22 protein-coding genes are annotated in these 24,638 nt (G+C 60.2%); 15 read left to right on the top strand and 7 right to left on the bottom strand.

Annotated elements, in window-relative coordinates:
* Positions 1-119: 119 nt before the first annotated feature.
* The 3 genes from M0D66_RS01060 to M0D66_RS01050 are packed head-to-tail and all read right to left on the bottom strand — an operon-like array spanning position 120 to position 3,341.
* Positions 120-1,880 carry a winged helix-turn-helix domain-containing protein gene (locus M0D66_RS01060; RefSeq protein WP_093642029.1) on the bottom strand — a complete coding sequence of 587 codons (1,761 nt, stop codon included), beginning with the start codon at positions 1,878-1,880 and terminating at the stop codon, positions 120-122.
* Complete coding sequence (locus M0D66_RS01055) at positions 1,877-3,166, bottom strand: MFS transporter (protein WP_211705992.1); 1,290 nt, start codon at positions 3,164-3,166, stop codon at positions 1,877-1,879. Before M0D66_RS01055 ends, M0D66_RS01060 begins: the two co-directional genes overlap by 4 nt.
* A 10-nt stretch (positions 3,167-3,176) precedes the next feature.
* Entirely contained in the window at positions 3,177-3,341 is a 165-nt protein-coding gene (locus M0D66_RS01050; RefSeq protein ID WP_093642035.1) for an FmdB family zinc ribbon protein, read from the bottom strand.
* Positions 3,342-3,634: 293 nt separating this feature from the next.
* Here M0D66_RS01050 and M0D66_RS01045 point away from each other — a divergent pair, with 293 nt between their 5' ends.
* The 3 genes from M0D66_RS01045 (at position 3,635) to M0D66_RS01035 (ending at position 5,318) form a co-directional block, all read left to right on the top strand.
* A complete protein-coding gene (locus tag M0D66_RS01045) occupies positions 3,635-4,120 on the top strand; it encodes an adenosine-specific kinase (protein ID WP_211705963.1) in 486 nt (161 codons plus the stop codon).
* 62 nt (positions 4,121-4,182) lie between these two features.
* Positions 4,183-5,091, top strand: a complete 909-nt coding sequence (locus tag M0D66_RS01040) for a phosphorylase (RefSeq protein WP_211705962.1) — start codon at positions 4,183-4,185, stop codon at positions 5,089-5,091.
* A 68-nt stretch (positions 5,092-5,159) separates the two neighbouring features.
* Positions 5,160-5,318, top strand: coding sequence for a hypothetical protein (locus M0D66_RS01035; RefSeq protein ID WP_211705961.1), 159 nt, complete (start codon positions 5,160-5,162; stop codon positions 5,316-5,318).
* A 20-nt stretch (positions 5,319-5,338) separates the two neighbouring features.
* On the opposite strand, the gene M0D66_RS01030 is transcribed toward M0D66_RS01035, so the two are convergent.
* Together M0D66_RS01030 and M0D66_RS01025 are read right to left on the bottom strand one after the other, a co-directional pair.
* Entirely contained in the window at positions 5,339-5,812 is a 474-nt protein-coding gene (locus M0D66_RS01030; protein WP_054035587.1) for an Lrp/AsnC family transcriptional regulator, read from the bottom strand.
* Positions 5,813-5,989: 177 nt separating this feature from the next.
* Positions 5,990-6,901, bottom strand: a complete 912-nt coding sequence (locus tag M0D66_RS01025) for a LysR family transcriptional regulator (RefSeq protein WP_211705960.1) — start codon at positions 6,899-6,901, stop codon at positions 5,990-5,992.
* A 144-nt stretch (positions 6,902-7,045) separates the two neighbouring features.
* On the opposite strand from M0D66_RS01025, the gene M0D66_RS01020 reads away from it, so the two are divergent.
* The 7 genes from M0D66_RS01020 to M0D66_RS00990 all read left to right on the top strand — a co-directional run bounded on the left by M0D66_RS01020 (position 7,046) and on the right by M0D66_RS00990 (position 15,798).
* Complete coding sequence (locus tag M0D66_RS01020; protein ID WP_211705959.1) at positions 7,046-8,017, top strand: ABC transporter permease; 972 nt, start codon at positions 7,046-7,048, stop codon at positions 8,015-8,017.
* Positions 8,014-8,925: an ABC transporter permease gene (locus tag M0D66_RS01015; protein WP_200653894.1), complete on the top strand. Its 912-nt coding sequence runs from the start codon at positions 8,014-8,016 to the stop codon at positions 8,923-8,925. The genes M0D66_RS01020 and M0D66_RS01015 overlap by 4 nt, the downstream gene beginning before the upstream one ends.
* 8 nt (positions 8,926-8,933) lie before the next feature.
* A complete protein-coding gene (locus tag M0D66_RS01010) occupies positions 8,934-9,911 on the top strand; it encodes an ABC transporter ATP-binding protein (RefSeq protein ID WP_093642050.1) in 978 nt (325 codons plus the stop codon).
* Positions 9,908-10,936, top strand: a complete 1,029-nt coding sequence (locus M0D66_RS01005) for an ABC transporter ATP-binding protein (RefSeq protein WP_093642053.1) — start codon at positions 9,908-9,910, stop codon at positions 10,934-10,936. The genes M0D66_RS01010 and M0D66_RS01005 overlap by 4 nt, the downstream gene beginning before the upstream one ends.
* On the top strand, positions 10,933-12,564 hold the full coding sequence (locus M0D66_RS01000; protein ID WP_211705958.1) for an ABC transporter substrate-binding protein: 1,632 nt from the start codon (positions 10,933-10,935) through the stop codon (positions 12,562-12,564). Before M0D66_RS01005 ends, M0D66_RS01000 begins: the two co-directional genes overlap by 4 nt.
* Positions 12,561-14,489 carry a CocE/NonD family hydrolase gene (locus M0D66_RS00995; protein ID WP_200653897.1) on the top strand — a complete coding sequence of 643 codons (1,929 nt, stop codon included), beginning with the start codon at positions 12,561-12,563 and terminating at the stop codon, positions 14,487-14,489. The genes M0D66_RS01000 and M0D66_RS00995 overlap by 4 nt, the downstream gene beginning before the upstream one ends.
* Before the next feature lie 208 nt (positions 14,490-14,697).
* Positions 14,698-15,798, top strand: a complete 1,101-nt coding sequence (locus tag M0D66_RS00990; RefSeq protein ID WP_211705956.1) for a porin — start codon at positions 14,698-14,700, stop codon at positions 15,796-15,798.
* Positions 15,799-16,197: 399 nt separating this feature from the next.
* Here the strand turns inward: M0D66_RS00990 and M0D66_RS00985 are convergent, their stop codons facing one another.
* Entirely contained in the window at positions 16,198-16,569 is a 372-nt protein-coding gene (locus M0D66_RS00985) for a hypothetical protein (protein WP_211700260.1), read from the bottom strand.
* 616 nt (positions 16,570-17,185) lie between these two features.
* The gene (locus M0D66_RS00980; RefSeq protein WP_093642071.1) at positions 17,186-17,341 is read right to left on the bottom strand and encodes a DUF3309 family protein; all 156 of its coding nucleotides are present in this window, start codon (positions 17,339-17,341) and stop codon (positions 17,186-17,188) included.
* Positions 17,342-18,294: 953 nt separating this feature from the next.
* Between M0D66_RS00980 and M0D66_RS00975 the strand changes: the two genes are divergently transcribed.
* The 5 genes from M0D66_RS00975 to M0D66_RS00955 all read left to right on the top strand — a co-directional run bounded on the left by M0D66_RS00975 (position 18,295) and on the right by M0D66_RS00955 (position 24,628).
* Positions 18,295-19,674, top strand: coding sequence for an undecaprenyl-phosphate glucose phosphotransferase (locus M0D66_RS00975; protein ID WP_244869603.1), 1,380 nt, complete (start codon positions 18,295-18,297; stop codon positions 19,672-19,674).
* 23 nt (positions 19,675-19,697) lie between these two features.
* A complete protein-coding gene (locus M0D66_RS00970; RefSeq protein WP_211705955.1) occupies positions 19,698-22,076 on the top strand; it encodes a YjbH domain-containing protein in 2,379 nt (792 codons plus the stop codon).
* A 19-nt stretch (positions 22,077-22,095) separates the two neighbouring features.
* Positions 22,096-22,830 (top strand): carboxypeptidase regulatory-like domain-containing protein, encoded by a 735-nt coding sequence (locus tag M0D66_RS00965; RefSeq protein ID WP_211705954.1) that lies wholly within the window; start codon positions 22,096-22,098, stop codon positions 22,828-22,830.
* Positions 22,831-23,036: 206 nt separating this feature from the next.
* Positions 23,037-24,194: a polysaccharide biosynthesis/export family protein gene (locus M0D66_RS00960; RefSeq protein WP_211705953.1), complete on the top strand. Its 1,158-nt coding sequence runs from the start codon at positions 23,037-23,039 to the stop codon at positions 24,192-24,194.
* Positions 24,191-24,628: a low molecular weight protein-tyrosine-phosphatase gene (locus M0D66_RS00955; protein WP_211705952.1), complete on the top strand. Its 438-nt coding sequence runs from the start codon at positions 24,191-24,193 to the stop codon at positions 24,626-24,628. The genes M0D66_RS00960 and M0D66_RS00955 overlap by 4 nt, the downstream gene beginning before the upstream one ends.
* The last annotated feature ends 10 nt before the right edge of the window (positions 24,629-24,638 follow it).

The raw sequence follows: 24,638 nt of genomic DNA, 5'->3' as shown, positions 1-24,638 counted from the left end.
GCCTTCACGTCGAAAGGACTTAATACGCGCAACGTATGACGGTGCGTGTGGAGGCTCAACGGGACCCAGTCGACAAGCCACTGCATTGATTACCTCCGGGCTTTGCCCCGACCGCCTAATCAGTAACCAACTTGCTTTTCGACTTTCCGGAACCGTCCTGTTGACCGATAGTGCTGGAACCATGGGTTAGTGCGCAGTTCACATAACCGTGGCGAGCGCTCGGCAACCGCGACCTCGAGCCAGTGAAACATCTCGTCTGCTTGTGCGAGGCGTGCGTACAATTCCGCAAACAGGAGCGGCGATGTATAGCGCTTTCGGCTCCTTGTCTGTAGATCCTGCAGATACCACTGCAGAACCTTCTGATAGCCACCCGAGTCCCAGATCGCTCGAATGGACGCCGCGCGGGCAAACTCGTTGCACCGTGTCAATGCATCGACGGTCGCTTCGATCGCCTCTTCGTATAGCCCCTGGACTTCGAATGCAGTAGCCAGCAACTGGTAGATCAACGGCGATCTATTCCCGTGCCCGCTGTTGAGATACTCGCGGATCACCTCCTCGTATCTGCCCGACTGTATGAGCCCGAATACGCGCGAACCTTCGAATCCCAGTGGGTCCACACTTTCGGCGAGCTCGAACTGCGCTCGTCCCTCCGCTTCTCGCCCGAGCACCAGTAGAAGACGTCCGTACAGGCGGCTGGTTTCCGCATGGCTCGGGTTGAGCCGCAACGCCTTCAGAAACTCGGCTTCCGCGCGTTGCCAATCCCAGTCGTAGAAGTAGTGCACACCGGCAAGCGCCTGGTGAGCCTCTGGAAGACTCGCATCGAGCGCGAGGGCACGAAGTGCCGATTCGCGCGCTTTGGGGTAGCCGTGCGACGGCGCGTAGAACCCATGCGTGGCGGTCGATCCGAAGATATTCGACAAGCCGACGTAGCCGAGCGCGTAAGTCGGGTCGCGATCGACAGCACTTTCGAAGTAGCTCCGCGCGCGAATGAAGTCCTCGTCATTTAACGCATGATGTGCGGCGAATCCCGCATCGAAATGAACGCGCCGAGTCCAGTAGTATCGGCCACGCAGGTAGGCATCGTGCGCCATCGGATCGACCGGCAGACGTCTTGCGAGCATGTGTTGCTGCTGTTGCGCAAGCGCCGGCGAGACTTCCTGCGCAAGGGCCGTTCCAACCTCTTTCTGGATATCCAGTGCACCGCGTGTCATCGGCTCATGTGCACGGCTCCAGATCTGCACCTGATCGACACAGCGGATCAGATGCGCCAGGATGCGAACCCTTCCTCCGTCCCGTGTTAGCGAACCTTCGAGCACATAGTCGACTGACAGTTCGTGCGCTATCTCCGCGATGCTCTTATTCACCCGCCGGTAGCGGGCGGCCGTTGTCCTGGCAATAACGAGAATCCGCTCGGGATTGAGTACCCCGATGTTCGCGGAGGTCTCGTCCGCAAGCGCGTCGCAGAGACTGTCCTCGCTTGAGTCGCCGGTGTTGTTTTCGAAGGGCAAAACCAGCACGCGAACCGCTTCCGCGGGAATTTGCAAAGGCTCCTCGGAGAACGTCCTCGTGCCGTTTAGACGATACCCCTTCCCCTTGACTGTAGTCAGATGCAATGGGTGGTCGGGATTTTCATCTAGTGCGATCCGGATTTTTCTAATTGCTGTGTTAATGCTGTTGTCCGTTTCGCGGAAAGCGTTACCGCCCCATAGCGCCCTGACGATGTCTGCGCGCGTTACGAGTTGTCCATCGCGGGACGCCATCAGGATCAGCAACTCCATCGGCAGGCGCTCAAGAGGAATCTGCTGTCCAGCCCGACGCAATTCGTAGCGCTGGATATCGAGTTCGGTGTCTCCGATCCTGACGAACTCCTGAGGATTCATTTGCGCTCCTGGAACAGCGACTCGTTGCCCATTTTGACGCTTACAGCCTCCTCGCGGTGACGCTTCATTCGGAACGACGCAACGAATGCGAATGTCGCGCAAAGCACCACGACAAGCGCAGGTGAAAATGTCCAGTTTGTTGTGGATGCAAGAATGCTTGCGGCGAGCGGCGCTATTGCCATCGGCGCGGCGAGACCGACATTCATGGCGGTGGCGAGGCCGCTGAATCGCACGTCGACGGGAAACATCTCCGCAATCGCGCACGCGTAGGTTCCATTTGCAAACGAAGCGACGACACCGGCCATCAGAAACAGCAGCGGCAAGCTGACCTGATGCCGAGTCACCGCAACGTAAAAGAAAGGAGCGAACAGCGCTGACAGTACGGCCCCCGACATGAAGACATAACGTCGCGACAGCAGCTCGCCGAAGTACGCTGTGACGAGGATGCAGCCCGAGATGGCGGCCACATACAGGAACTGAGCGCTCGCAATCTTCCGCGGGGCATAGTGCAGCGTCTGGAGATAGGCCGGCATGTGCGCCACGAAGAGACCACTGGACGCCCCCACCAGTGACGCCGCAGCGACGCCCGTCAGCACGGACGCGGCATGCTTACGGAACAGAACAGCGAGCGGCTCGCGGTGCCGGGCGCTCACTCCCCGCGCATATTCGTCGGTTTCCGCCAACGTGCGCCGTACGACGAAACTCAGCAGACCTAGAATACCGCCAACCAGAAAGCCGATCCGCCAACCGAATGCGCGGACCTGATCCGACGTGAGAATCATCTGCACGCCGAGATTGATGCTGATGGCAAGCATGAGCGCAATATTGACAGCGAGAAACACCATGCCGCATAAGATCCCGGGTTTCGCGTGTGCTGTTTCAACGGCATAGATCACTGCACCCGGCAATTCGCCGCCCAGGCACAAACCTTGTGTGATTCGCAGCAGAACCAGGAGCATTGGCGCGCCAACGCCCAGTGATTCGTATGAAGGAAGTATTGCGATGAGCAAGGTCGACACAGCAGCGACCATTGCCGACGAGGTGAACACAATGCGCCGGCCGTACTTGTCGCCTAGCCGGCCGAGGAAGATGCCGCCCACGAGCCTCGACATGGAACCGGCTGCCAGGACCGCGAACGACAGTGTTTCTGCGGGCAGGCCTATTCGTGCCGGGAAGAATTCGCGGCCAATGCTTTGTGCGAAAAATCCATAGACGGCGTAATCGAATACCTCGAGCGCGCCGCCTGTGCTCGCAACGAAAATCATCCAGCGTTGACGGGGGCTCAAGGAGCAGGTCTCAGCTCTTTCTCGACGTCTTGGCGACAAATGGTGTCGGTACGTGCTGACACGTCTCGCTTCCGCATTTCGGGCATCGCGGATGGGCGACCTCATGTTCCGCGAGATGTTCAGCGTGTTCGAACAACTCGCCACATTTCTCGCAACGATATTGGTACGTCGGCATTGCGCTTCTCCAACACGATTCCCAACTGCGTTGACCAGCTACGGCTCGCCAGCGCTTTCTGGTAGTCTGAAAATTAATTCTAGTGCAGCAAATGCGCAGTCATGCGTCTCATCGTAGCCAGTGCGCGCTGGTGATGACGAGGCCACCCGCGCCTCACGCTTCCGCTGACGACGGGTTCGTACTAGGCTTGATCGTGGAAGGCAGTCGCCGGCTCGCGAAATTTGATGAGCTGACATTTGCTGACGAAAGCAACCTTCCCCTGGTGTTTCTGGCGCCACACAGCGAGGTCCGATATGCAAATGCTTACGGTAACAATCGACAAACCCGAGGCGACGAACTTCATCCTGGGGCAAAGCCACTTCATCAAGTCTGTCGAGGATCTGCACGAGGCACTGGTCGGTACAGTTCCGGGCATCAAGTTTGGTTTGGCCTTTTGTGAAGCATCGGGCAAGCGCCTCGTGCGCCGGTCCGGCACCGACGCCGAACTGATCGAGTTGGCGTGCCGGAATGCCATGGCTATCGCGGCAGGCCACAGCTTCCTGGTCTTTTTGGGCGATGGCTTTTTCCCGGTCAATGTTCTGAACGCAATAAAGGCTGTGCCGGAGGTATGCCGGATATTCTGTGCGACGGCGAATCCCACGCAGATTCTGGTTGCCGAGACAGACCAGGGGCGCGGTATCCTGGGTGTGGTCGACGGGTTCCCACCGCTCGGTGTGGAAAACGAGGAGGACGTTCAATGGCGCAAGGATCTGTTACGTGCGATTGGTTACAAAGCGTAGGTGTGGTTACGCTTATTCCGCGGCGTGCGCGTTCGCGAGATGCACGCCGGTCGGCCTGATCCATGGAGCCTCTACATCTCCAGCCCGGCACCCTGTGGCCGGCCATCCTGCGCCAGACTGAGCATGCGCTGCGTTCTGGCGCGTTACGACCGATCGAGACAAACCAGGCGCTGATCGAAGAAGGTGGCGTGAGCTTCCTTGTCCGCCAGGTCTCAAGCCTCACGCGCAAGGAGGAAGCTCGACAAGCGCCTAAGCTCAACGCCGGGACGTTCAATCCGTTCCTTCCTTATGACCCAGACCTTTTTGTGGCCGATATCTCGGACACTCACGTTGCGTTGCTCAACAAGTTCAACGTCATCGACCATCATCTCCTGATCGTCACGCGCAGCTTCAAATCGCAGGACACGCTGCTCGACCTGACGGACTTTGCTGCATTGGTCGCGTGCATGACTGAGTTCGATGGTCTGGGTTTCTACAACGGCGGCGTGGAGGCCGGCGCGAGTCAACTTCACAAGCATCTGCAGATCGTGCCGCTGCCGTTTGGAGAATCAGGTCCGCCGGTCCCTATTGAGTCCGTTCTCGAGTCCGCGTGTATGGACGATGCGATTGTTGGCACGGTAGACGGTCTGCCTTTCAAGCACGCGTTCGCCCGTCTGGAACTGGCGCCTGCCGCCTCAGCGCACGCCGCACACGCCGCGCTCGATTGCTACCACGCGTTGCTCGAAGCGGTTGGCCTGCTAGCGATCGAAGTGAACGGCGAACTGCACCCGTCGGCGCCATACAACCTGCTTGTCGCGCCTCGATGGATGCTGCTCGTGCCACGGTCTTCGGAACGTGTCGAGGGAATTTCGGTGAATGCACTGGGTTTCGCGGGATCGCTCTTCGTGCGGGACGCCGCCCAGATGAACGTCATCAAGAGGCTCGGTCCGATGACCGTGCTGCAACGAGTTGCGGTCTCCGCAGATGAATGAGAACGGCAGTCGCTATTTCTCTGGTCACCTAAAATACAGGCATGGTTCTGACCTCAAAGGAGGTTGCCATGACCGAGTCGATGACCAGTTTTGTAGTGGGAATCGCGGTGGTGTTATGCATCGTGATATTTACCGCGATACGTTACAGGCGGGAACACAACGACCAGCCGGTTGCCCGCTGGCTGCACGCGCATCCGATCAAGGACTGGCTGCACCATAAGCACTGAATGGCGCAACGTGACGTCTACTAGATCGCAATCGACGGAATGCTCTTCATGCAGCGCAGGGCAAACATCGAGCGGCTATGGCGGATGCCCGCGATTTTATAGAGCTTCTCGCGCAGAAACCGCTCGTAGCCCGCCGTCCCGTCGACTGCGACTTTGACCAGGTAGTCGTAATCGCCTGACACCAGATACGCCTCCAGCACTTCGCTCAACGTTGCCAGTTCGGCGCCGAAGCGGGCGAGGGCGTCGTCGTCGTGACGGTCGAGCGTGACTTCGAGCAGCACCACGTCGGCGAAACCGAGCTTCTGCTGATCGAGCAACGCGACGTAGCCGCGGATGTATCCCTCCGTCTCCAACTGACGCGTGCGATTCCAGCAGGCCGTGGTCGACATGCCGACCAGTTCAGCGAGTTCGGCGTTGCTCAGGCGCGCGTTCTTCTGCAACTCGCGCATGATCTTCCGATCCTGGTTGTCCAGTGGGCGATTTCGGGTGGTCATGGCATTCTCGGAAGTTTATTCAGATAAATGCCATTCTAGCGGAAGATTGTCCTTCGCTCGGCCAGTTCAACGAACTGCGTCGAACATGCCGTGTGTGGGCGATGCACATGAGGCAATGGAAAAACCGGGTCCCACCAAAGGGATTGAAGCCTCAAGTGATAGCGGCGCGCAGTAAAACTAGTCAGCCTCGCGCAGGGCATGGAGATTGTCCAACGCTTCGGCGAGGCACGCGGCAAATGCATGGCAAGTTCCGCTGATCGGATCGGATTCGAGAGATGCTATCCCTGTCTCGAAGCTGATCGTCGGCACGAATGGCCTCATCACGAACTGTTCCGTGTCGCAGCATTGTGCGATCAACCGGTTGACGATCGCCGCACCGACCCCACGTGCCGCCATCGCGCACGCCACGCTCACCGAATGCACCTCTGCGACCACATTGGGCGTGACCCGCGCGCTGCGGAACGCCGCGTCCACTTCGTGACGAAGCGCGCTCTGACGCCATAGCAGCACGAGCGGTACGCCGTCCAGATCGCGCGCGGTGACGGTCGCGTTCCGGGCGAGCGGATGCGAGCGTGGTATCACGCACACCGATTCACTGTTGAACCGCCATTTGACTAAAAAGCCGGACAGGCGCGTCGGTAGTCGAACGAACGCCAGATCGACCTCCCGGCTCAGCAATGCGCGTTCTGAAGCGTCGTAAGTACCCGAAAACACTTCCAATACCGCGTCGCGATGCGTTTCGTAGAAATGCTGCATCACAGCGGGCAGCAGGAACTGGGCAAAGGTATTCGGAACCATGATGCGCACGAGCTTGCGCTGCGTGCCGGCCAGTCGCAGTTGCTGGGCATGCCGTTCGAGGCACCGCGCCGCTTCGACGATCGTCTCCACTTCCTGCACCAGCGCGTCGCCCTCACGCGTTGGCGTCAGGCGGCCCTGTTCGCGCACAAACAGGCTCAGGCCGAGATCCTCCTCCAACTGGCTCAGCAGGCGACTCACCGCCGACTGCGAGCATCCCAGCCGTTGCGCGGCTGCCGTAGTCGTATGCAGCGTCGAAATCGCCACAAAAGCTTCGAGTTGCTTAAGGTTCATTTCAGGTTCTGCATAGGGTTATGTTGATTCGACATAAGGTTGCGGACAGTTTTTTGCCGTCGAATGATCGGGGCGTTGCATGAGCCCGGTGCCGTTTGCGCCACCGGACCCCCCGCATTTTCATCATTTGAGGTTTCACACGCAATGATCGCCTTCATCATCCGGCGGCTCATCCAGAGCATCGGCGTGTTGCTGCTCACGTCCGTGCTCGTCTTCTGCGGCGTGTTCGCCATCGGCGACCCGATCGCGATTCTCGTCCCGGCGGACGCGACCCCGGCCGAAATCGCCCAGGCCGTGCAATCGCTCGGACTCGACCAGCCGCTCTGGCAACAGTATCTGCATTTCATCGGACTAGCACTGCACGGCGATCTCGGGCGCTCCTTCGTGTTCAACCAGCCATCGATCCAGCTGATTCTTGAACGCCTGCCGGCAACGCTGGAACTCGCGCTCGTGGCGCTGGTGCTTGCGCTGATAGTCGGTCTGCCGCTCGGCCTGATCGCTGGGCTGAAGGCGGGATCGGTGCTCGACCGCACGGTGATGACGGGCTCGATCCTCGGCTTTAGCCTGCCGAACTTCTGGCAAGGCATCATGCTCGTGCTGATCTTTTCGGTCACGCTGGGCTGGCTGCCGTCGGCCGGCCGTGGCCAACCCGGCATGCTATTCGGCATCCACACCAGCCTCGCGACGTGGGACGGCCTGCGGCATCTGCTGCTGCCCGCGCTCAATCTGTCGCTCTTCAAGATGTCGCTCGTCACGCGCCTCACGCGCGCTGGCGTGCGCGAAACGCTGCCGCTCGACTACGTGAAATTCGCCCGAGCCAAAGGCCTGCGCGAGCGGCGCGTGATCTTCGTGCATGTCCTGAAGAACATCCTGATTCCCATCGTCACGGTTGTGGGTATGGAATTCGGCTCGTTGATCGCATTCGCCACCGTGACGGAGACGATCTTCGCGTGGCCTGGCGTCGGCAAGCTGATCATTGACAGCATCACGAAGCTCGACCGTCCGGTGATCGTTGCCTATCTGCTGATCGTGGTCGCGATGTTCACTCTACTTAATCTCGCCGTCGACATCATCTATTCGCTGCTCGATCCGCGCGTGCGGCTGGAGGCGGCATGAGAAGCAGCGCAAGTTTTTCTGCGTGGCAGGTTGATCGCAATACGACGTTGGGCATCGTGCTGCGCAGCCTGTTCGGCAAGCCGGCCGTCGCCGTCGCGACCTGTGTATGTCTGGTGCTCGTTGTGATCGCGCTGCTTGCGCCGTGGATCGCGCCGCAGAATCCCTATGATCTCGCCGCGCTCAATATCGTCGATGGCCGCCTTCCACCCGGCGCGCGTGGCGTGAATGGTCATCTGTACCTGCTTGGCAGCGATGCGCTCGGGCGCGACATGTTCGCCGCGATGATGTACGGGCTGCGTATCAGCCTCGGTGTGGGCCTGCTGAGCGGCGTCTTCGCGATGACGCTCGGCACGACGCTCGGCCTCGTCGCCGCGTACTTCGGCCGTTACGTCGATACGCTCATCATGCGCGCCGTCGATTTGATGCTCGGCTTTCCGACGATTCTCGTCGCGCTGATGATGCTCGCGATTCTCGGCCAGGGCGTCGACAAGGTGATCCTCGCGCTGGTAGTCGTGCAGTGGGCCTATTTTGCCCGCACCGTGCGAGCAGTCGCCGCCGTTGAACGCCGTAAGGAGTATATGGAGGCCGCGCTGTGCCTCGGCTTGAGCCACCGGCGCGCGTTGTTCAGCCAGTTGCTGCCGAACTGCCTTCCGCCCGTCATCGTGATTGCCCTCGTACAGATTGCCGCCGCCATTTCAGCCGAAGCAACTTTGAGCTTTCTCGGTATCGGCCTGCCGGTCACGCAGCCCTCGCTGGGTCTGCTGATCGCGAACGGCTATCAGCAATTGATCGCGGGCTTTTACTGGATCAGTGTTTTTCCCGGCCTGTTGCTGCTCGTGCTCGTGTTCAGCATGAATATAGTCGGCGACAGTCTGCGCGAAGCATTGAACCCGCGTCTGCAGAAATAGGATTCCGCATGTCCACCCCTACCTTGTCCGTGCAGAATCTGCGCACGCATTTCTTTACCGGTGCGGGCGTCGCGAAGGCAGTCGACGACGCGAGCTTCGACGTGGCGCCTGGCGAGATCGTTGGCCTCGTCGGTGAATCCGGTTCAGGCAAATCGATTACGGGCTTCTCCGTGCTCGGCTTGATCGACACGCCGGGACGCATCGTCGGCGGGCGCGTGCTGTTCAAAGGCGAAGACCTGACGATGCTCACGCCTGAAGCGCTGCGCCGGCTGCGTGGCAACCGCATCGCGATGATCTTTCAGGATCCGATGATGACGCTGAACCCGGTACTGCGTATCGACACACAGATGATCGAGGCGGTCCAGGCTCATGCGCGCGTATCGAAGCACGCGGCGCGGCAACGGGCGCGCGACGCCCTCGCGTCGGTCGGCATTCCGTCGCCGGACGAACGCTTGCGTGCCTATCCGCACCAGTTGTCGGGCGGCATGCGGCAGCGTGTGGCGATTGCGATCGCGCTGCTGCACGACCCGGAACTGATCATCGCCGACGAACCGACCACCGCGCTCGACGTCACGATCCAGGCGCAGATTCTCGCGGAAATGCAGAAGCTGTGCGCCCGCTCGAATACGTCGATGGTGTGGGTCAGTCACGATCTCGCGGTGGTGGCGGGGCTGGCGGACCGCATTTGCGTGATGTACGCCGGCCGGGTCGTCGAAACAGGCAGTGTCGACGAGATTCTCGAACGACCGCGCCACCCCTACACGATCGGGCTGATCGACTCCGTGCCCGAAAAGGCCCGACGCGGCGAACCGCTCAAACAGATTCCGGGTATCGCGCCGAGCGCACTCAAGCTGCCGGTGGGCTGCGCGTTCGCACCACGCTGCGCGTACGCCACCTCGTTGTGCCGGAGTGCCGAACCCCCCGTCACTGGTGACGGTACGCATCTGTACCGTTGCTTCCACCCACGTTCCGGAGCGCCAGCATGAACGCACCCCATGTCATGGCGCCGCTGGTCGAAGTCGATCACGTGTCGCGCCGCTTCGTTCGCCGCCTGAACTACGCCGAGCGGATCGCCGGCTGGCTCGGCGCGCGCGCAGAAGAACAGATCGTGCATGCAGTGGACGATGTCAGCCTGACCGTTCATCGCGGCGAAGTGGTCGGCCTTGTCGGCGAGTCCGGCTGTGGGAAGTCGACGCTCGGCCGGATGCTGGCCGGGATCGTGGCGCCGTCGAGCGGCTCGATCCGCACCATCGAGAAGACCGCTGAGCCATCGCCGGGCAGTGAACACGGTGCACAGCGCACGCCGCGCCACCGGCTTGCCACCCAGATGATCTTCCAGGACCCGCTGTCGTCGCTGAATCCTCGCAAACGGGTGCGCGACATCATTGGCGAGGCACCGCTCGTGCACGGAATCGTGGAGCGCAAACAACTGGATGCCTATGTCGTCGACGTGATGGAGCGCGTTGGCCTGAACCCTGATTTCCGCACACGCTTTCCACATCAGTTTTCCGGCGGCCAGCGTCAGCGCGTCGGCATTGGACGCGCGCTGGCGGTCAAGCCGGATTTCCTGATCTGCGACGAATCGATTGCGGCGCTCGACGTATCGATCCAGGCGCAGATCATCAATCTCTTCATGCAACTGCGCCGCGATCTCGGTCTCACCTATCTGTTCATCAGTCACGATCTCGGCGTGGTCGAACACATCAGCGATCGCGTCGCCATCATGTATCTGGGCCGTATTGTCGAAACCGCGCCGACCGTCGAGTTGTTTGCCAATCCGCAGCATCCTTACACGATTGCGCTCCTTGCGCAGGTGCCGCGCCTGTCGAACCGCAAACGGCAGTTCGAATCGATTCAAGGCGAAATTCCGTCGCCGCTCGCGCCCCCTGACGGCTGTCATTTCCATCCGCGCTGTCCCCACGCAACGCAACGTTGCCGCACCGAGCGCCCCCTGTTGCATCCAAGCGGCCTCGCTCATCAAGTCGCGTGTCATCTGGTGGAGGTGCAATGACGGCGGTGATTTCATCCATGCGCCGACGTGGCCTCAAACGCGCCCTCAAACGCACGGCGGCACTCGCGCTCGCGCTCGCGTGCGGGTTGAGCTTTGCCGGCGTGACCACCAGCGCGCAGGCGCGCTCGCTGACGATGGCGCTCGCCTCCGAGCCGCAATCACTCGATCCGCTGTTCTCGCGGACGCAGAACAATATGCAGACCGCCGAAAACATGTTCGAGCGGCTGATCGAACAGGACGACAATCTGCAGGTCCGGCCAGGTCTTGCGGTGTCGTGGCGCGCGGTCGATCCGCTGACATGGGAATTCCATTTGCGCCCGAACGTGCGCTTCTCGGACAACTCGCCGATGACCGCCGCCGACGTCGCGTATTCGTTGCGCCGCGCGCGGTCCGTGCCGAACAGCCCCGCGCCATATTCGGGCGCGGTTGCGAACATCGAGCGCATCGAGGTCGTCGACCCGCTCACGCTGCGCATTGTGACGAAGACGCCGTCACCCGCCTTCGTCGAACAGATCGGGCTCGTTTATATCGTCTCGCAGCAGGCGACGGCGGGGCACGCGAGCAACGACTACCGTCTGCCCGCCGTCGCGGTCGGCACCGGTCCGTATCGTCTTGCGCGCTGGATTCCGGGCGACCGTCTTGAGCTCGTGCGCAACGAGCATTACTGGGGCAAGCGGCCTATTTTCGACACGTGCACCATCCGCTTCGTGTCGAACGATGCCGCACGGCTGTCGGCGTTGCTCTCCGGCTCAGTTGATCTGATCGACAACGTACCGCCTGTCACGATCGGCCGCCTGCGCCGCGAACCTAACGTGACGCTGTTTTCCGGTCCGTCCGCACGGCTCATCTATCTCGCGCTCGATTCGTCGCGCGACGCTTCGCCATTTGTCGCGGCTGCCGACGGCTCGACGATCGCGCGCAATCCGCTGCGCGACGTGCGCGTGCGCGAAGCCATCTCGAAGATGATCGACCGCGATGCGATTACCCAGCATCTGCTCAACGGTGCCGGACTACCGGCTGCGCAAATCGTGCCGCCGGGCATGGGCGGTTATGACCCACAGCTTCAACCGGACCGGTACGACCCCGTCGGCGCGCGACGCCTGCTTACTGCCGCTGGGTATCCAGACGGTTTCCGGCTGACGATCCATTCGTCGAACGACCGCTTCGCCAGCGACGGCGATCTCGGTCAGGCGCTCGGCCAGATGCTGGCGCGCGGCGGCATTGCCGTGAACGACGTCGTCACGCAGCCCTACAACGTGTATGCAGGCGCGGCCGCACGGCGCAGCTACAGCGCATTCATCTTCAGTTTCGGCAATACGACGAGCGATTCCGCAATTGCGCTGACCAACGTGCTCGAAAGCTATTCACGCGAGAGCGGCACGGGCGCCTTCAACCGCACGCGCTACTCGAACCCGACGCTCGACCGGCTGTTGCGCGAAGCCGCGGCAAGCTTCGATCCGGCGCGCCGCAACGAGTTGCTTCAACAGGCGGCGCGTGCGGGATTCGGCGACTACGGCATCGTGCCGCTCTATTTCCCGGTGGACTATTGGGCGACACGCAAGGGCGTGATCTTCCATCCGAACAAATCTGAACGCACCTCGCTGCTCTTCATCGAGACTCAACCATGACTGATGCTTTTTCCCGTAGCGGAGCGCTTGCCGCTGATTCGACGTTCAACCCGCTTTGTGACGCGATGGTGCCAATGCGTGATGGCGTACGCCTCGCTACCGATGTCTACTTCCCCGCTGGTTACCGCGCCGGCATAGACGCGCCGCTGCCTGCGATTCTCGAACGCACACCGTATGGCAAATCCGATATCTCGCGCTCGGAAATCCATCACGGCGAGCCGCCTGCGAATCGCGCCGACGTTGCCCGCTATTTCGCCGCGCGCGGCTACGCGGTCGTGCTGCAGGACTGCCGCGGGCGCTACAACTCCGAGGGCACGTTCACAAAATACGTCGCCGAAGGGCCGGACGGCTTCGACACGATCGAATGGATCACGCAACAGCCGTGGTCAAACGGCAAGGTCGGCACGATGGGACTGTCGTACGCGGCCCACACGCAGCTTGCGGCAGCCTGCCTGAATCCGCCGGGGCTCGCGTGCATGGTGCTCGACTCGGGTGGCTTCGCTAACGGGTATCGCTGCGGCATCCGCCAGGGTGGCGCCTTCGAACTTAAGCAGGCAACGTGGGCGTTCAACCGCGCGAAAAACAGTGCCGCGGCCGCTGAGAATCCGCTCGTCGCGGCGGCGCTGGACGCGAGCGATCTGCGCCAATGGTTTGCACGGATGCCGTGGCGGCCCGGTCATTCGCCGCTCGCGACAGTGCCGGAATACGAGAGCTATCTGTTCGAGCAATGGACGCGTGACGTATTCGACGACTACTGGAAACAGCCCGGCATCTATGCCGAGGGCTACTACGACACCATGACGCGTGTGCCCACGGTGCTGATGTCGAGCTGGTACGACGCGTACGTGCGCAGCACGCTGGATAACTTCGCCGCGCTCTCCGGCACGCCGGGTGCTCCTGCGTATCTGATCATGGGCCCGTGGCTGCATGGCGACCGCAACCTGTCATATAGCGGCGACGTTGAATTCGGACCGGACGCGGTGATCGAAGGCCAGATTGCGAAAGACTGGCTGGCGTTCCGCGCCGACTGGTTCGACCGCTGGCTGAAACCGCAAGAGGTGTCGCATGAATCCGCCGATGCCGTCGCGCGCATCTTCGTGATGGGCGGCGGTAGCGGGGCGCGTAACCAACAGGGCCGCATGGAGCACGGCGGACGCTGGGTTAGTTCATCGCAATGGCCGCTGCCCGGTACGCGCTTCACGCCGTTTTACCTGAGCGCGAACGGCTCGCTTTCAGCCTCGGACGACGCATTGCATAGGGAGCCCGCTGCAACCGCGTATGCGTTCGATCCGTCGAATCCGGTGCCGACGATCGGCGGCGCGCTGACCTCGGGCGCGCCGGTTTTCGAGGGCGGCGCGTTCGACCAGCGCGAAGACCCGTGCTTCTTCGGCACGCGGTACGCGGGCATGCCGCTCTCGGCTCGCTCCGACGTTCTCGTGTTCCAGACGGAGGCGCTCGAAGAGGACGTCGCCGTGGTCGGACCTATTGTCGTGAAGCTCTGGATTTCGTCCGACGCGCCCGATACCGATTTCACCGCGAAGCTGATCGACGTCTATCCGCCCAATGCAGATTATCCGCATGGCTACGCGATGAACCTGACTGACGGCATTTTTCGTTGCCGCTTTCACGAATCGTGGACCGAGCCGCACATGCTCGAAAAGGGCCGCGTCTACGCGATCGAAATCGAACCGTTCGCCACGGCGAATCTGTTCAGACGCGGCCATCGCATCCGTCTCGATGTTTCAAGCAGCAACTTCCCGCACTTCGATGTCAATCCGAATAGCGGCGAGGCGCCCGCGCTGGCGCGCACGCCACGCGTCGCGGTGAACCATGTGCATTTCGGCGCCGGTCAGGCGTCCCATGTCGTGCTGCCGCTTGTCCCGGCGGCTTCGCTCGAAGCAATGCCGCCGAATCCCGGCGGATAACTGCAACGCTAGCTAGAAGAAGCTAGCGGCACTTCCGCATCACTCCATTGCCGGTCATTGAGGCGTCGCGTTCAGCGCGACGTCCGAGGCCCCTTTTTGCTCGAATTTTTTGCGAACGCCCCGACGCGACCCGAAACAGCACGACAGCTTTCCGTTCGTTGCACGCCGATTTTCAACAGCAAGTCCCACTCCAAGAGGAAAAAGCACCATGCGCAAACAGACACTTCCAGCGACGCTGCTCGCCATCGGCGGCATCGGCCTATCGGCTGGCGCGGCACACGCACAGTCGAGCGTCACGCTGTACGGCATCGTCGACGCTGGTTTCACCTACACCAGCAATCAGGGCGGCAAGTCGAATTATCAGGCGACGTCTGGCAACGAACAGGGCTCGCGCTGGGGTCTGCTCGGCAGCGAAGACCTCGGCGGCGGCAATCACGCAGTATTCCGCCTCGAGAACGGCTTCAATGTGATGAATGGCACGGCCAGCGCGAACGGTCGTATCTTCGGACGCCAGGCATGGGTCGGTTTGTCGAGCGATCGCTACGGCACGTTGACGTTCGGCCGTCAGTACAACGCTTCGCAGGATTCGCTGGAGCCGCTGCAAGTCGCCACCGATACCGTTCAGTACGGCACGCATCCATTCGATGTCGACGATATCAACAACACGTTTCGCACTGACAACTCGATCAAATACGTGACGCCGACTTTCTACGGTCTGCAGATCAACACGATGTATGCGCTATCGGGCAATGCGGGCAATTTCGCTACGAACCGTTCATACAGCGTTGGCGCGACCTACGCGAATGGTCCATGGCATCTGGGTGCGGCCTACGTGATGCTGGATCATCCGGCCACCGACACAACCGGCGCGATTCCATCCGATAACTACTTCACGTTTCTCAAAGGCATCAGCAAGCAGCGCATTTACGGCGCGGGCGGACTGTACGACATCGGCAATGCAAGTGTCGGGTTGATGTACACGAACACGCGTTTCGAGTTGACACCCGCGAGCCAGTACCAGACCTATCAGAACGCTGAAGCGAGCTTGCGCTACCGCGTCACACCCACCGTGCATGCGGCGCTCGGCGAGACCTATACCAATGTTTCGACGAACGGGAAGGTGGACTCGTGGCACTACTGGCAGACGACCGCAGGGCTTCAATACTTCCTCTCCAAATCGACTGACGTCTACATCGATTTGCTGTATCAGCGCGCCACGAACGCAGTGGCGCAGATCGAGGGGGCATCCGGGCCGTCGAGTAGCCACACGCAATTTATTGCCGTCACGGGTATCCGTCACAAGTTCTGATCATTCTCGGAATTTTGTTCATGAGAATTCAAGTTTAGCGGAAGGATGTCCTGCGGTCGGCGGGTGGGCGCATCGCTTTAGGAAGCATATCCAGCCGGCGTCCGGGTATATTTTCAGGGTGCATTCATGCCCGGGACAACCGTCCGGGCCGCTGGCCTCGGGTCTGCGGTCTTGCGCGGCCACAAGCTGCCATCTGGTGTCTCGCTGCCTTCACAGGAAGACAGCATCGCAGGCGTATTCCAGTGTTACCCGCGCCGGAAGACGCGCTCGCCGGGCATGGTGCATTTTCTTAACCGGCATGTTTGCCGGCACCAACTGTCCGTACACGTTCCTTGAACGATCTTCGCGTGTCTCGGCGGCGGCACGCACCGCCGGCGAATCACAAACTTCTCCTGAACTTCACCTTGTCTTGGTCGGCGCTTTGGTCGCGCTTTGTACTGCGACATTGCGATACACGTCACGACAGAATTGCATGCCGCCTTCATGCGCGCCATTGACGGCGGCCGCTATATGTACGGCGCTCACAACAGGTTCAGGCATCGGTGGATTGATGAGGGTGGCGTCGACGGCAAGTGGATCGGTAGGCGAGGCTCGCATGATGCCGATGCCCTTGATCGTGACGGCGAGACAGGGGTCCGGCACGAGCGGACCATGCGTGGCGGCGACGTTGAAATTGATGTTCAGCGTCCAGAAGCCCTCATGAATGTTCTGATGAATGATCACCGCCTTCACCACGTCCTGGTGTGACAGCGTGTATTCGTCGTGTGCCATCGGTCCCTCCTTGCTCGTACGCAGTTTGTGCGTACGTGTGCAGATATGGCATTTTGCGCGGGCTAATAGGCCTAGTTTTACGCACAGTTTTTGTACAGCGCAAGTGAAAAGGCAGATGCGCCGACGCGTGACTTTGCGCTGACGGAAGGAGGGGATACCGAGGGTTCGAGGATCTTGGGGCGCGCGGCCGCCGGGGTAGGCAGGGCCGCGCGGAACGACCTTCAGGTGAACAGCGTCTGCTGCATGGGGTTAGTGGAAAATGAGGTACAGGATAACCAGTACGATCAACGGGACGCCAAGAAGCCAGCCAAGAAGGTAAGGCATGATGTGATCTCCTTTCGTATCAACGTTTGAATACGATGGTGACTCAGCATCCGGCGTGCCCGACCTGCTATTCGGATGCCGTCGTCGTCCGGCCGGATGCCCAGCACTCCAAACTGTTCGATTCAAAAGATGAATGCGCTAACGTCTGAGCGTTATCGGTAAAGCTAGCGTGACAACGCGAACGTGTATCAACAATCGACATAAGAATGCCGCCGGATATCCATGCAGTTTGCTGCATCGATATCCGGCGGCTGGACTGGTTTGAGCTGCTGATCTGATTACCTCAATTCGGCTATATCACGCCGGCGACGAGCAGCACGATCACGACGATCAACACGATGCCAATGCCACCGGTCGGCGCGTAACCCCATGAACGGCTATGCGGCCACGTCGGAAACGCACCGATGAGGATAAGGATCAGCACAATCAGAAGAATAGTTCCCAACATATTAATAACCTCCGCTTAGGTTCACAGGACCCGCCTGTCAGGACAGCCATGGAGCACGCGGTTTAGGCGAGCTTGCGAAAAGGCCGTATCGATGTCTTGGGGTCCAGCAAGCCGTGTGCCCAAAGCAGAAGTTCTGCAGCGAATTGTTTGAAACGATCGTTGCTTACTTGCGTTCGTATTGACGCGTGCTGATCTGAATCAATCGTCGAAGCGATTCGGTTCATATTTGGAGCGCTGCTCGCGCTGCACAAAAACTTCTCTCCACTCTCCTTTCTTCAGACATTTACCGCGCCTGGTGATGTCCCACGGACGTCCCCCGCTCGATCGAGACCGTTACGGGCGGTGTTACGTAACGGGCGCGTTACCGCACACGATTTCGCGTCTTTTTTCGAGGGCTTCCTGAGAGACCGCGTCGGATAAAAACTTATATCTAACAAGGGTTTGCCCGACACGTGCCGACCAATTGTGAAAGAAATCTAACGATTGGCATGCTTGCTGCTTTATAGGTTGCGCGGTGCACAAGATAGACAAGACAAGCAGTACATGTTGGTGAAGTTCGAATCAACGACTGGCCTGGTCGGGGGTATCAGGTCAGTCTCCTCAACGCACAAGCGGTGTGATCTTTTGTTCGGATTCGTCGTGGCGGCGTTTTGCCTGAGTGCCCAGGTTGTGCGGGTGCGAGCGGCTTGTAGTCAATCCCCCATCGTTGTTCCAGGAACGTCCAGTCGTTTTGCTTCGCGCTGGATGGATGAAATCCAGGTTGTGTTGTATTGCGCGCTTCTTCGCGTGCCGGGGCGGTGTTGTTGTCGCGAAGAGCGTGGTGGTGGAAGTACGAGAGACATGAGCTGTTGAAGCGAACACAAGTTGAGCAGCTCGACAAGAACGTTTGGCGCGAGAGACCAGCGCGGGGGATAAGAATGGATACGGCGAATTTTGCGCAGCAAAGAAGAACGATACCGGGGTTGCAAAGCCTGATCGCACGTTTGCTCGATGTGATGCTCGTCGTTCTCGGGGCGGTGGCCGCTTCGCAAGTGAGATTTGAAGACCTCATGCAAAGCCGTATCGATACGGCCTTCGTTGCGTTTGCCGCGGCTTTTACGCTGGTTCTATTCCCTGCATTCGGTGTGTACGGCTCATGGCGTGGGCGGGCAATGCTGCGCATGGCCGGTCAGGTGTCGCTTGCGTGGTTCGTGGTTCAAGGCTGCGGTCTCGCGCTGATGTTCTCACTGCATCGCACGGATTTCATCTCGCGTCTTTGGTTTGCCTACTGGATGGCAATAACGGGCGGCGCGCTGATTGCGTCGCGTCTGGCTGTGCACGCCGTGCTCGCACGAGTGCGCCACGCAGGAATGAATCTCCGCCGAGTTGCAGTGGTGGGGTGTGGGTCGCATTGCCACCAGGTCGTGCGCAATATCGAAGGTTCAACGACCAGTGGATTTCGTGCAGTGGCGGCCTTTGATGTGCGGCCGGTGACGGGAACGATAGGTTCAGGCGTGCCGGTGTACGACGACATCGTCAAGTTCGCCGCCTACGTGAGATCTCACGATGTGCAGGAGTTGTGGCTCGCGTTGCCGCTCTCTGAAGAACGCACGCTGTCGCGCTTTGTGGCTGAGTTTCGCGACGACCTCGTGAACGTGCGCTTTGTACCTGATATGCGCAGCGTTGCGCTGTTCGATAGCGGCATGATCGATTTGATCGGTATGCCTGCGATCAACCTGGTTGCATCGCCGGTGCCGGCTCGCGCTTTGGTGAAGAAAGAGGTTTTCGATCGTGCGTTCGCCGCTTGCGCGCTGGCTGCGCTTGCCCCACTTCTGATTGCGATTGCGTTCGCCGTCAAGCTGTCTTCGCGTGGACCGGTGTTCTTCACGCAGAAACGCAAGGGTGCGGATGGACGCATCTTCAAGATCTACAAGTTTCGTTCGATGCGTCCTCACGCTGTGGAAACAGGTGTGGTGAAACAGGCCACGCGAGGGGATCCGCGTATTACGCGAGTGGGTGCGTTTCTCAGGCGTACTAGCCTGGATGAGTTGCCGCAGTTCTTCAATGTACTGCGTGGCGATATGTCGGTAGTGGGGCCACGGCCTCATGCGATTGAACATGACGAGCTTTATCAGAAAGTGGTGAATGGCTACATCCACCGGTACCGGATAAAGCCGGGGATCACAGGTTGGGCGCAGATCAACGGCTTCAGGGGAGAGACAGACCAGATCGAGAAGATGCAAGGACGCGTCGAACACGATCTGTATTACCTGCGCAATTGGTCGTTCGGGCTCGACATGAGGATTGTCGCGGCGACGATAGCGAAGGGTCTGGTTCATAGCAACGCGTACTGACACCTGCACACAATAAAAAATACATGGCCATGAAATTACGCGGACAACAACCCCGATCGGCGCCGAACGCGCTGACGCTTGCTGCAGCCTTAGCGTTTTCCGCTTCGGCGCACGCGGCCGACCCAGCGCTCAATGCGCTCGGTGAGGCGGGTGGTTTGGTGATTCCGTATGCGTTTGCACTGCCCGAGGGGACGGTGGAGGCCCAGTACAACAACTACATCGATCCGCGCTACGGCAAGAAAGCGACGGACGCGCAAATGTATTGGGGCGCGGTGGGGTTGCTGCCTTATGTGGAGTTGTCCGGTGGACTCGCCAATTATCCGGCTGATGTCCACGCGCCATTCAGCAACGCCGACCACTTCCTGTTTCGTCACCTGATGGGCGACGTCAAGCTAGAAGTACCGAAGTTCTTTAAATATCAACCGAGCATCGCATTCGGCATTAGCGACATTGGCGGCCAGACGCACTTCTTCCGTTCGAAATACGGCGTGGTGTCGCAAGCATTTGGACCGGTGACGTTGACCGCCGGTTACGGCCAGGGCGATCGCCTCGATGGTTTGTTCGGTGGCGCGCAGGTCTCGCTGTGGAACACGGGCTTGTCGCTGCTTGCAGAAGACGATTCGAAGACGCCCTATGCCGGCGTGCGCTATCAGTCTCCGCGGATTAGCTGGCTAGCCGATGCGAATGTGATTGGTACGTTCACGCGTTCGATTCGCTCGACGGATGGTGTGTCGCCGCGCACGTCGTTCTCCGTGGGCATTCAGATTCCGTTGGGAAAACGCTTTAGCAGTGCGCGTTGTGCTGATGGTTTGTGCGCGGGCCCACAAGTGCCGGTCGCGCAGACTGCGGACGCCGACGATGACGGTCCGATTCGCCTCGCCAGCCTGCAACCGGTGGACATGCGTGCCGCTGCCGCTAACAACAACCCGCTGGCCGCAGCGCCGATTACGTATGTGCCGCCGCTGCAGTCGTATGCGTCTGTGATGTTGAGTGATGTGACGGCGGCCAAATCGTCGGATGCGCAGTCACCGGCCATTCCGGAAGCGCTGGACACCTCCGCGCTCGACGAAATCGCCGCGCAACTCTTTGCAGCCGGCCTCGAGCGTGTGCGTGTCGGGATGAGCGGTCGCGATCTGGTGGTTGAGTACGAGAACCACCGATACAACCAGAACGAAGCCGACGCGCTCGGCATTGTGCTTGGGGTGGCGAGTGTGAATGCACCGCACGGCACGGACAAGATTCATGTGGTGATCAAGAAGGCCAATGAGCCGTTAGGCGAAGTCATTGTCGATCGCGATGCGTTTGCGCAGTTCGTTGCGGGTGGTGCGCCGACGGCTGCAAGCGCGTCAATGACGATGCGCACGCGTCCGACTTACGACGCGGATTCGATCGCATGGCATGGCAACGAGCACACCCATGGGCTGACGCGGATTCAGATCGAACCAATCGTCAGTTACCTGTACGGCACTGAGTACGGCAACTTCGACATTTCTCTCGGCGCCAACATTGAAGGGTTTGTGCCGTTGTGGCGCGGTGCTGAGTTGTACGCGAGTTATATCGCGCCGATCTACAACACGAAGAACATGGACCAAGGCCGCGTGTTCAGCGATTACCGCCTGCGTGGCGGCCTGAATGCGGTCGCATTGGCACAAAGCTTCTGGATCGTGCCGCAAGTATTCAACGTGGCATCGGTCGGCAAGTTCGATTACTCGTATGTCGGCGTGCAAAACGAAACAACGGTGTTCGTGCCGGGTCGCCCCGACCTGATTCGCTTGCGACTTGCCTATTTGCACCATGAGCCGGGCCATGACGAATTGCCGAGTGAGAAGAATGCCGAGCTGACTTACCGCTGGGTGCAGCCGTCCTGGAAGTTGTGGATCGAAGCGGGCGTGGCGCGCTTTGTGGGGGGAGACAAGGGACCGGTCGCGACGCTGACGCGCTGGTTCGACGACGTTTCGGTGAGCGTGCATGGCGAGCATAGCGGACAGGGCACGTTTGTGGGCGCTGCAATCAGCTTCCCGCTGACGCTGCGTCAAGGGATGAAGCCGGGGATCAGTCAGGTGTACGGCTCCGAAGAGTTCGGGCTTGATTTCCGCACGCGGGTGGGATCGACGAACTATCTGTCAGCCAATGCGGCCGAGAACATGACCTTCCCGTATAGCACGCAGCAGTACTTGCTGAATCAGGGCCGCTTTAGCGGTGAGTACTTCTCGACTCAGCTCTATCGGATGCGTGATGCGTATCTGCGTTACGGACGTCCTGGTAGTGACGGAACGAAGCCGAAACCGCAAGTGAGTGTGCCTGCTGTAACGACGGGCGCGGTGCTTTCACATGGCGTCTGCGGAAACGGTTTGCAGGGTGTAAGCGACGGACGGGCACTGGTGCCGGTCAATTGTGAATGACTTTCTTTGGAGATAGGCGATGAAGCTTCTAAACGGCGCCACGCTGCGCACGCTGCAGTTCGGATCGATAGTGCTTGCGACCAGTGCGCTGGTTGCGTGCGGTGGTGGAACCAGTAGCGGCGGCTCGCCGGTCGGGACGGTGGGCGGTACGGCCGCCGTCGGCGCGGCACTGGCTAACGCGAGCATCACGCTGACTTGCAAGAACGGTTCGGGTAGTGCGACGGCAAATGCCAATGGTGCTTATACGGCGACGTTCGCGTTTGATGGTCCTTGCGCGATTACGGCGACAGGTGGTGCGGTCACTATTCATTCGTTTGCGGCAGGGGCGGGTACGTACAACGTGACTCCGCTGACCGAATTGCTGCTGGACTACCTTGCGGGACAGTTGGGTACGACGGTTAGTGGGTTGCTCGCCGGGATTACTTCTAATTCTTCGTATCAGAGCGCGCTGTCGAATAGCACGGTGATTGCGAATGCTCAGGCTGCGGTTGTGAAGCTGATCAAGGACACGTATGGGATCACGCTTTCTTCTTCGTCGTTCTTGACGGTTTCGTTTACGCCGGGCGCTCCGGGTGCGGATGCGGATCTCGATACGTTGCTGGCGGCTGGCGCGATTACGAGTAACGGGCAGCCGGCCGCTTCTTTGGCTGCGGCTGCGCAGGCGGCAGGGGCAGCGGCGCCGATTGGGAGTGGGAGTGGTGGGGCGACGGGTGGGACGGGGGGGAGTGGGGGGACGGGGACGACGACGAAGTAAGCGACGCGGCGGGAGGCTGCGCGCTCCCGCCAGTCCGCATCACCGTGCGGATGCTGCATAGGCTTGACCGACGCGGGCGCCTGATGAGAGCACGGCGTCAGAAGTACAGGGTTCGACCAACACAAAACGTGCGACAGCCGCCGCAGGAATTTGTAAGCGACGGCGTCAAGCACGTTACTGGCCAACAAGTTTTACGGAGCAGTGAGATGAGAGTGGATGTTAAAGCGATCGGAAAAAGCCTGAGGATCGCGCGTGGCTTGTGCGTCGTCGCCGCGTGCACTGGTTTGGTTGCGTGCACGGCCGCGCCGGGCATGAAGATGAGTACACCGGCGGCGCTCCAGGTGACAAGCGGAGATGCGCAGACGCCGCCCACAAGTCTGCCGGTACAGGTCGAAGACATTAACGTCACGCTGATCGCGCAGATGCAAAGCCAACTCGCGCAGGCGCGCTCCGATCAGCTTCGGGACCTCATGTCTGCTCCCTCCGCATATAGGCTCGGCAAGGGTGACGTGCTGCAGATCACGGTGTGGGACCACCCGGAACTGGCTGCGGCACAGGCGCCATCCGGTCAGACCGCGACGCGCGCGTCCGATCCCGTGCCCGGCTTTGTAATTGACGAGGACGGCAACCTGCAGTTTCCCTATGTCGGTAGCCTGCACGTCGAGGGGTTCAAGCCCGCGGAAGTTCAGCGAGAACTGACGACGCGTCTTGCCAACGCATTCATCAAGCCGCAGGTGACGGTGCGCGTCGCATCGTTCCGCGCGAAACAGGTGTTCGTTGATGGCCAGGTGCATACGCCGGGCGCGCTGCCGCTCAACGACATTCCGATGACGCTCTATGACGCGATTAATCGCGCGGGTGGCTTCAGCGACACCGCCGACCAGAGCCGCCTCGTGCTCGTGCGTGACGGACGTTCGTATCCGATCAGCCTCACTGACATGCTTGACGCGGGTGCCAATCCCGCGAAGATCGTGTTGCGCGACGGCGATCTGCTGCGCGTACTGGCGCGCGACGAGAACGGCGTGTACGTGATGGGTGAAGTCAACAAGCCGATAACGGCGATACCGCTGCGTAACGGCAGGCTCACCCTGAGCGAAGCCATCTCGCAGGCGGGGAGCCTGAACAGCAATACCGCCGATGCATCCGAAGTCTACGTGATCCGCAATTCACTCGGGCCGCACCCTCAGGTCTATCACCTCGCGGCGCGCTCGCCGGTGTCAATGCTGCTCGCGAATCAGTTCGAGATGAATCCACGCGACATCGTCTATGTCGACGGCAATGGCCTCGTGCGCTTCTCCCGCGTGCTGAGTCTTCTGCTGCCTGCCGTCAACGCGGCGCTAACCGGGGCGATTGTGACCAAATGATCAAGACGATATTGGTCGTGTGCGTCGGAAATATCTGTCGCAGCCCGATGGCGCAATACCTGATCGAACGTGAACTCAACGGCGTCAATGTGCTGTCGGCCGGGCTCGATGCGGTTGTGGGTTCAGGACCCGATCCACTGGCGATCCGCGTCACCGCAGAATCTGGGCTCGACATCACCGCGCATCGTGCGCAACAGCTGAATGTGAGTCTCGTCAGCGGTGCCGATCTGATTCTTGCGATGGAGGCAGCGCATAAGCACGAGATCATGCGCCGGCATCCGGGCGCGTCGGGCAAGGTGTTCCGGCTTGGAGAAATCGGACGCTTCGATGTACCGGATCCGTACACAAAGCCGATTGCGCATTTTCACGATGCATTCGAGCTGATCCGACAGGGCGTCTACGCATGGGCGCCACGTATAAAAGCAATGGCCTAACGAGAGAACA

The organism is Paraburkholderia sp. SECH2, from assembly GCF_030464795.1.
Lineage (GTDB): Bacteria > Pseudomonadota > Gammaproteobacteria > Burkholderiales > Burkholderiaceae > Paraburkholderia > Paraburkholderia aspalathi.
Note: the sequence above shows the minus strand (reverse complement) of the source record. Positions and strands in the feature narration are given on the sequence as shown.

What these genes read in the sequence shown, in the direction of transcription:
- M0D66_RS01060 (WP_093642029.1), bottom strand. Translation starts at nt 1,880, where the DNA reads ATGAATCCTCAGGAGTTCGTCAGGATCGGAGACACCGAACTCGATATC.
- M0D66_RS01050 (WP_093642035.1), bottom strand. Translation starts at nt 3,341, where the DNA reads ATGCCGACGTACCAATATCGTTGCGAGAAATGTGGCGAGTTGTTCGAA.
- M0D66_RS01045 (WP_211705963.1), top strand. Translation starts at nt 3,635, where the DNA reads ATGCAAATGCTTACGGTAACAATCGACAAACCCGAGGCGACGAACTTC.
- M0D66_RS01040 (WP_211705962.1), top strand. Translation starts at nt 4,183, where the DNA reads ATGGAGCCTCTACATCTCCAGCCCGGCACCCTGTGGCCGGCCATCCTG.
- M0D66_RS01035 (WP_211705961.1), top strand. Translation starts at nt 5,160, where the DNA reads ATGACCGAGTCGATGACCAGTTTTGTAGTGGGAATCGCGGTGGTGTTA.
- M0D66_RS01030 (WP_054035587.1), bottom strand. Translation starts at nt 5,812, where the DNA reads ATGACCACCCGAAATCGCCCACTGGACAACCAGGATCGGAAGATCATG.
- M0D66_RS01025 (WP_211705960.1), bottom strand. Translation starts at nt 6,901, where the DNA reads ATGAACCTTAAGCAACTCGAAGCTTTTGTGGCGATTTCGACGCTGCAT.
- M0D66_RS01020 (WP_211705959.1), top strand. Translation starts at nt 7,046, where the DNA reads ATGATCGCCTTCATCATCCGGCGGCTCATCCAGAGCATCGGCGTGTTG.
- M0D66_RS01015 (WP_200653894.1), top strand. Translation starts at nt 8,014, where the DNA reads ATGAGAAGCAGCGCAAGTTTTTCTGCGTGGCAGGTTGATCGCAATACG.
- M0D66_RS01010 (WP_093642050.1), top strand. Translation starts at nt 8,934, where the DNA reads ATGTCCACCCCTACCTTGTCCGTGCAGAATCTGCGCACGCATTTCTTT.
- M0D66_RS01005 (WP_093642053.1), top strand. Translation starts at nt 9,908, where the DNA reads ATGAACGCACCCCATGTCATGGCGCCGCTGGTCGAAGTCGATCACGTG.
- M0D66_RS01000 (WP_211705958.1), top strand. Translation starts at nt 10,933, where the DNA reads ATGACGGCGGTGATTTCATCCATGCGCCGACGTGGCCTCAAACGCGCC.
- M0D66_RS00995 (WP_200653897.1), top strand. Translation starts at nt 12,561, where the DNA reads ATGACTGATGCTTTTTCCCGTAGCGGAGCGCTTGCCGCTGATTCGACG.
- M0D66_RS00990 (WP_211705956.1), top strand. Translation starts at nt 14,698, where the DNA reads ATGCGCAAACAGACACTTCCAGCGACGCTGCTCGCCATCGGCGGCATC.
- M0D66_RS00985 (WP_211700260.1), bottom strand. Translation starts at nt 16,569, where the DNA reads ATGGCACACGACGAATACACGCTGTCACACCAGGACGTGGTGAAGGCG.
- M0D66_RS00980 (WP_093642071.1), bottom strand. Translation starts at nt 17,341, where the DNA reads ATGTTGGGAACTATTCTTCTGATTGTGCTGATCCTTATCCTCATCGGT.
- M0D66_RS00970 (WP_211705955.1), top strand. Translation starts at nt 19,698, where the DNA reads ATGGCCATGAAATTACGCGGACAACAACCCCGATCGGCGCCGAACGCG.
- M0D66_RS00965 (WP_211705954.1), top strand. Translation starts at nt 22,096, where the DNA reads ATGAAGCTTCTAAACGGCGCCACGCTGCGCACGCTGCAGTTCGGATCG.
- M0D66_RS00960 (WP_211705953.1), top strand. Translation starts at nt 23,037, where the DNA reads ATGAGAGTGGATGTTAAAGCGATCGGAAAAAGCCTGAGGATCGCGCGT.
- M0D66_RS00955 (WP_211705952.1), top strand. Translation starts at nt 24,191, where the DNA reads ATGATCAAGACGATATTGGTCGTGTGCGTCGGAAATATCTGTCGCAGC.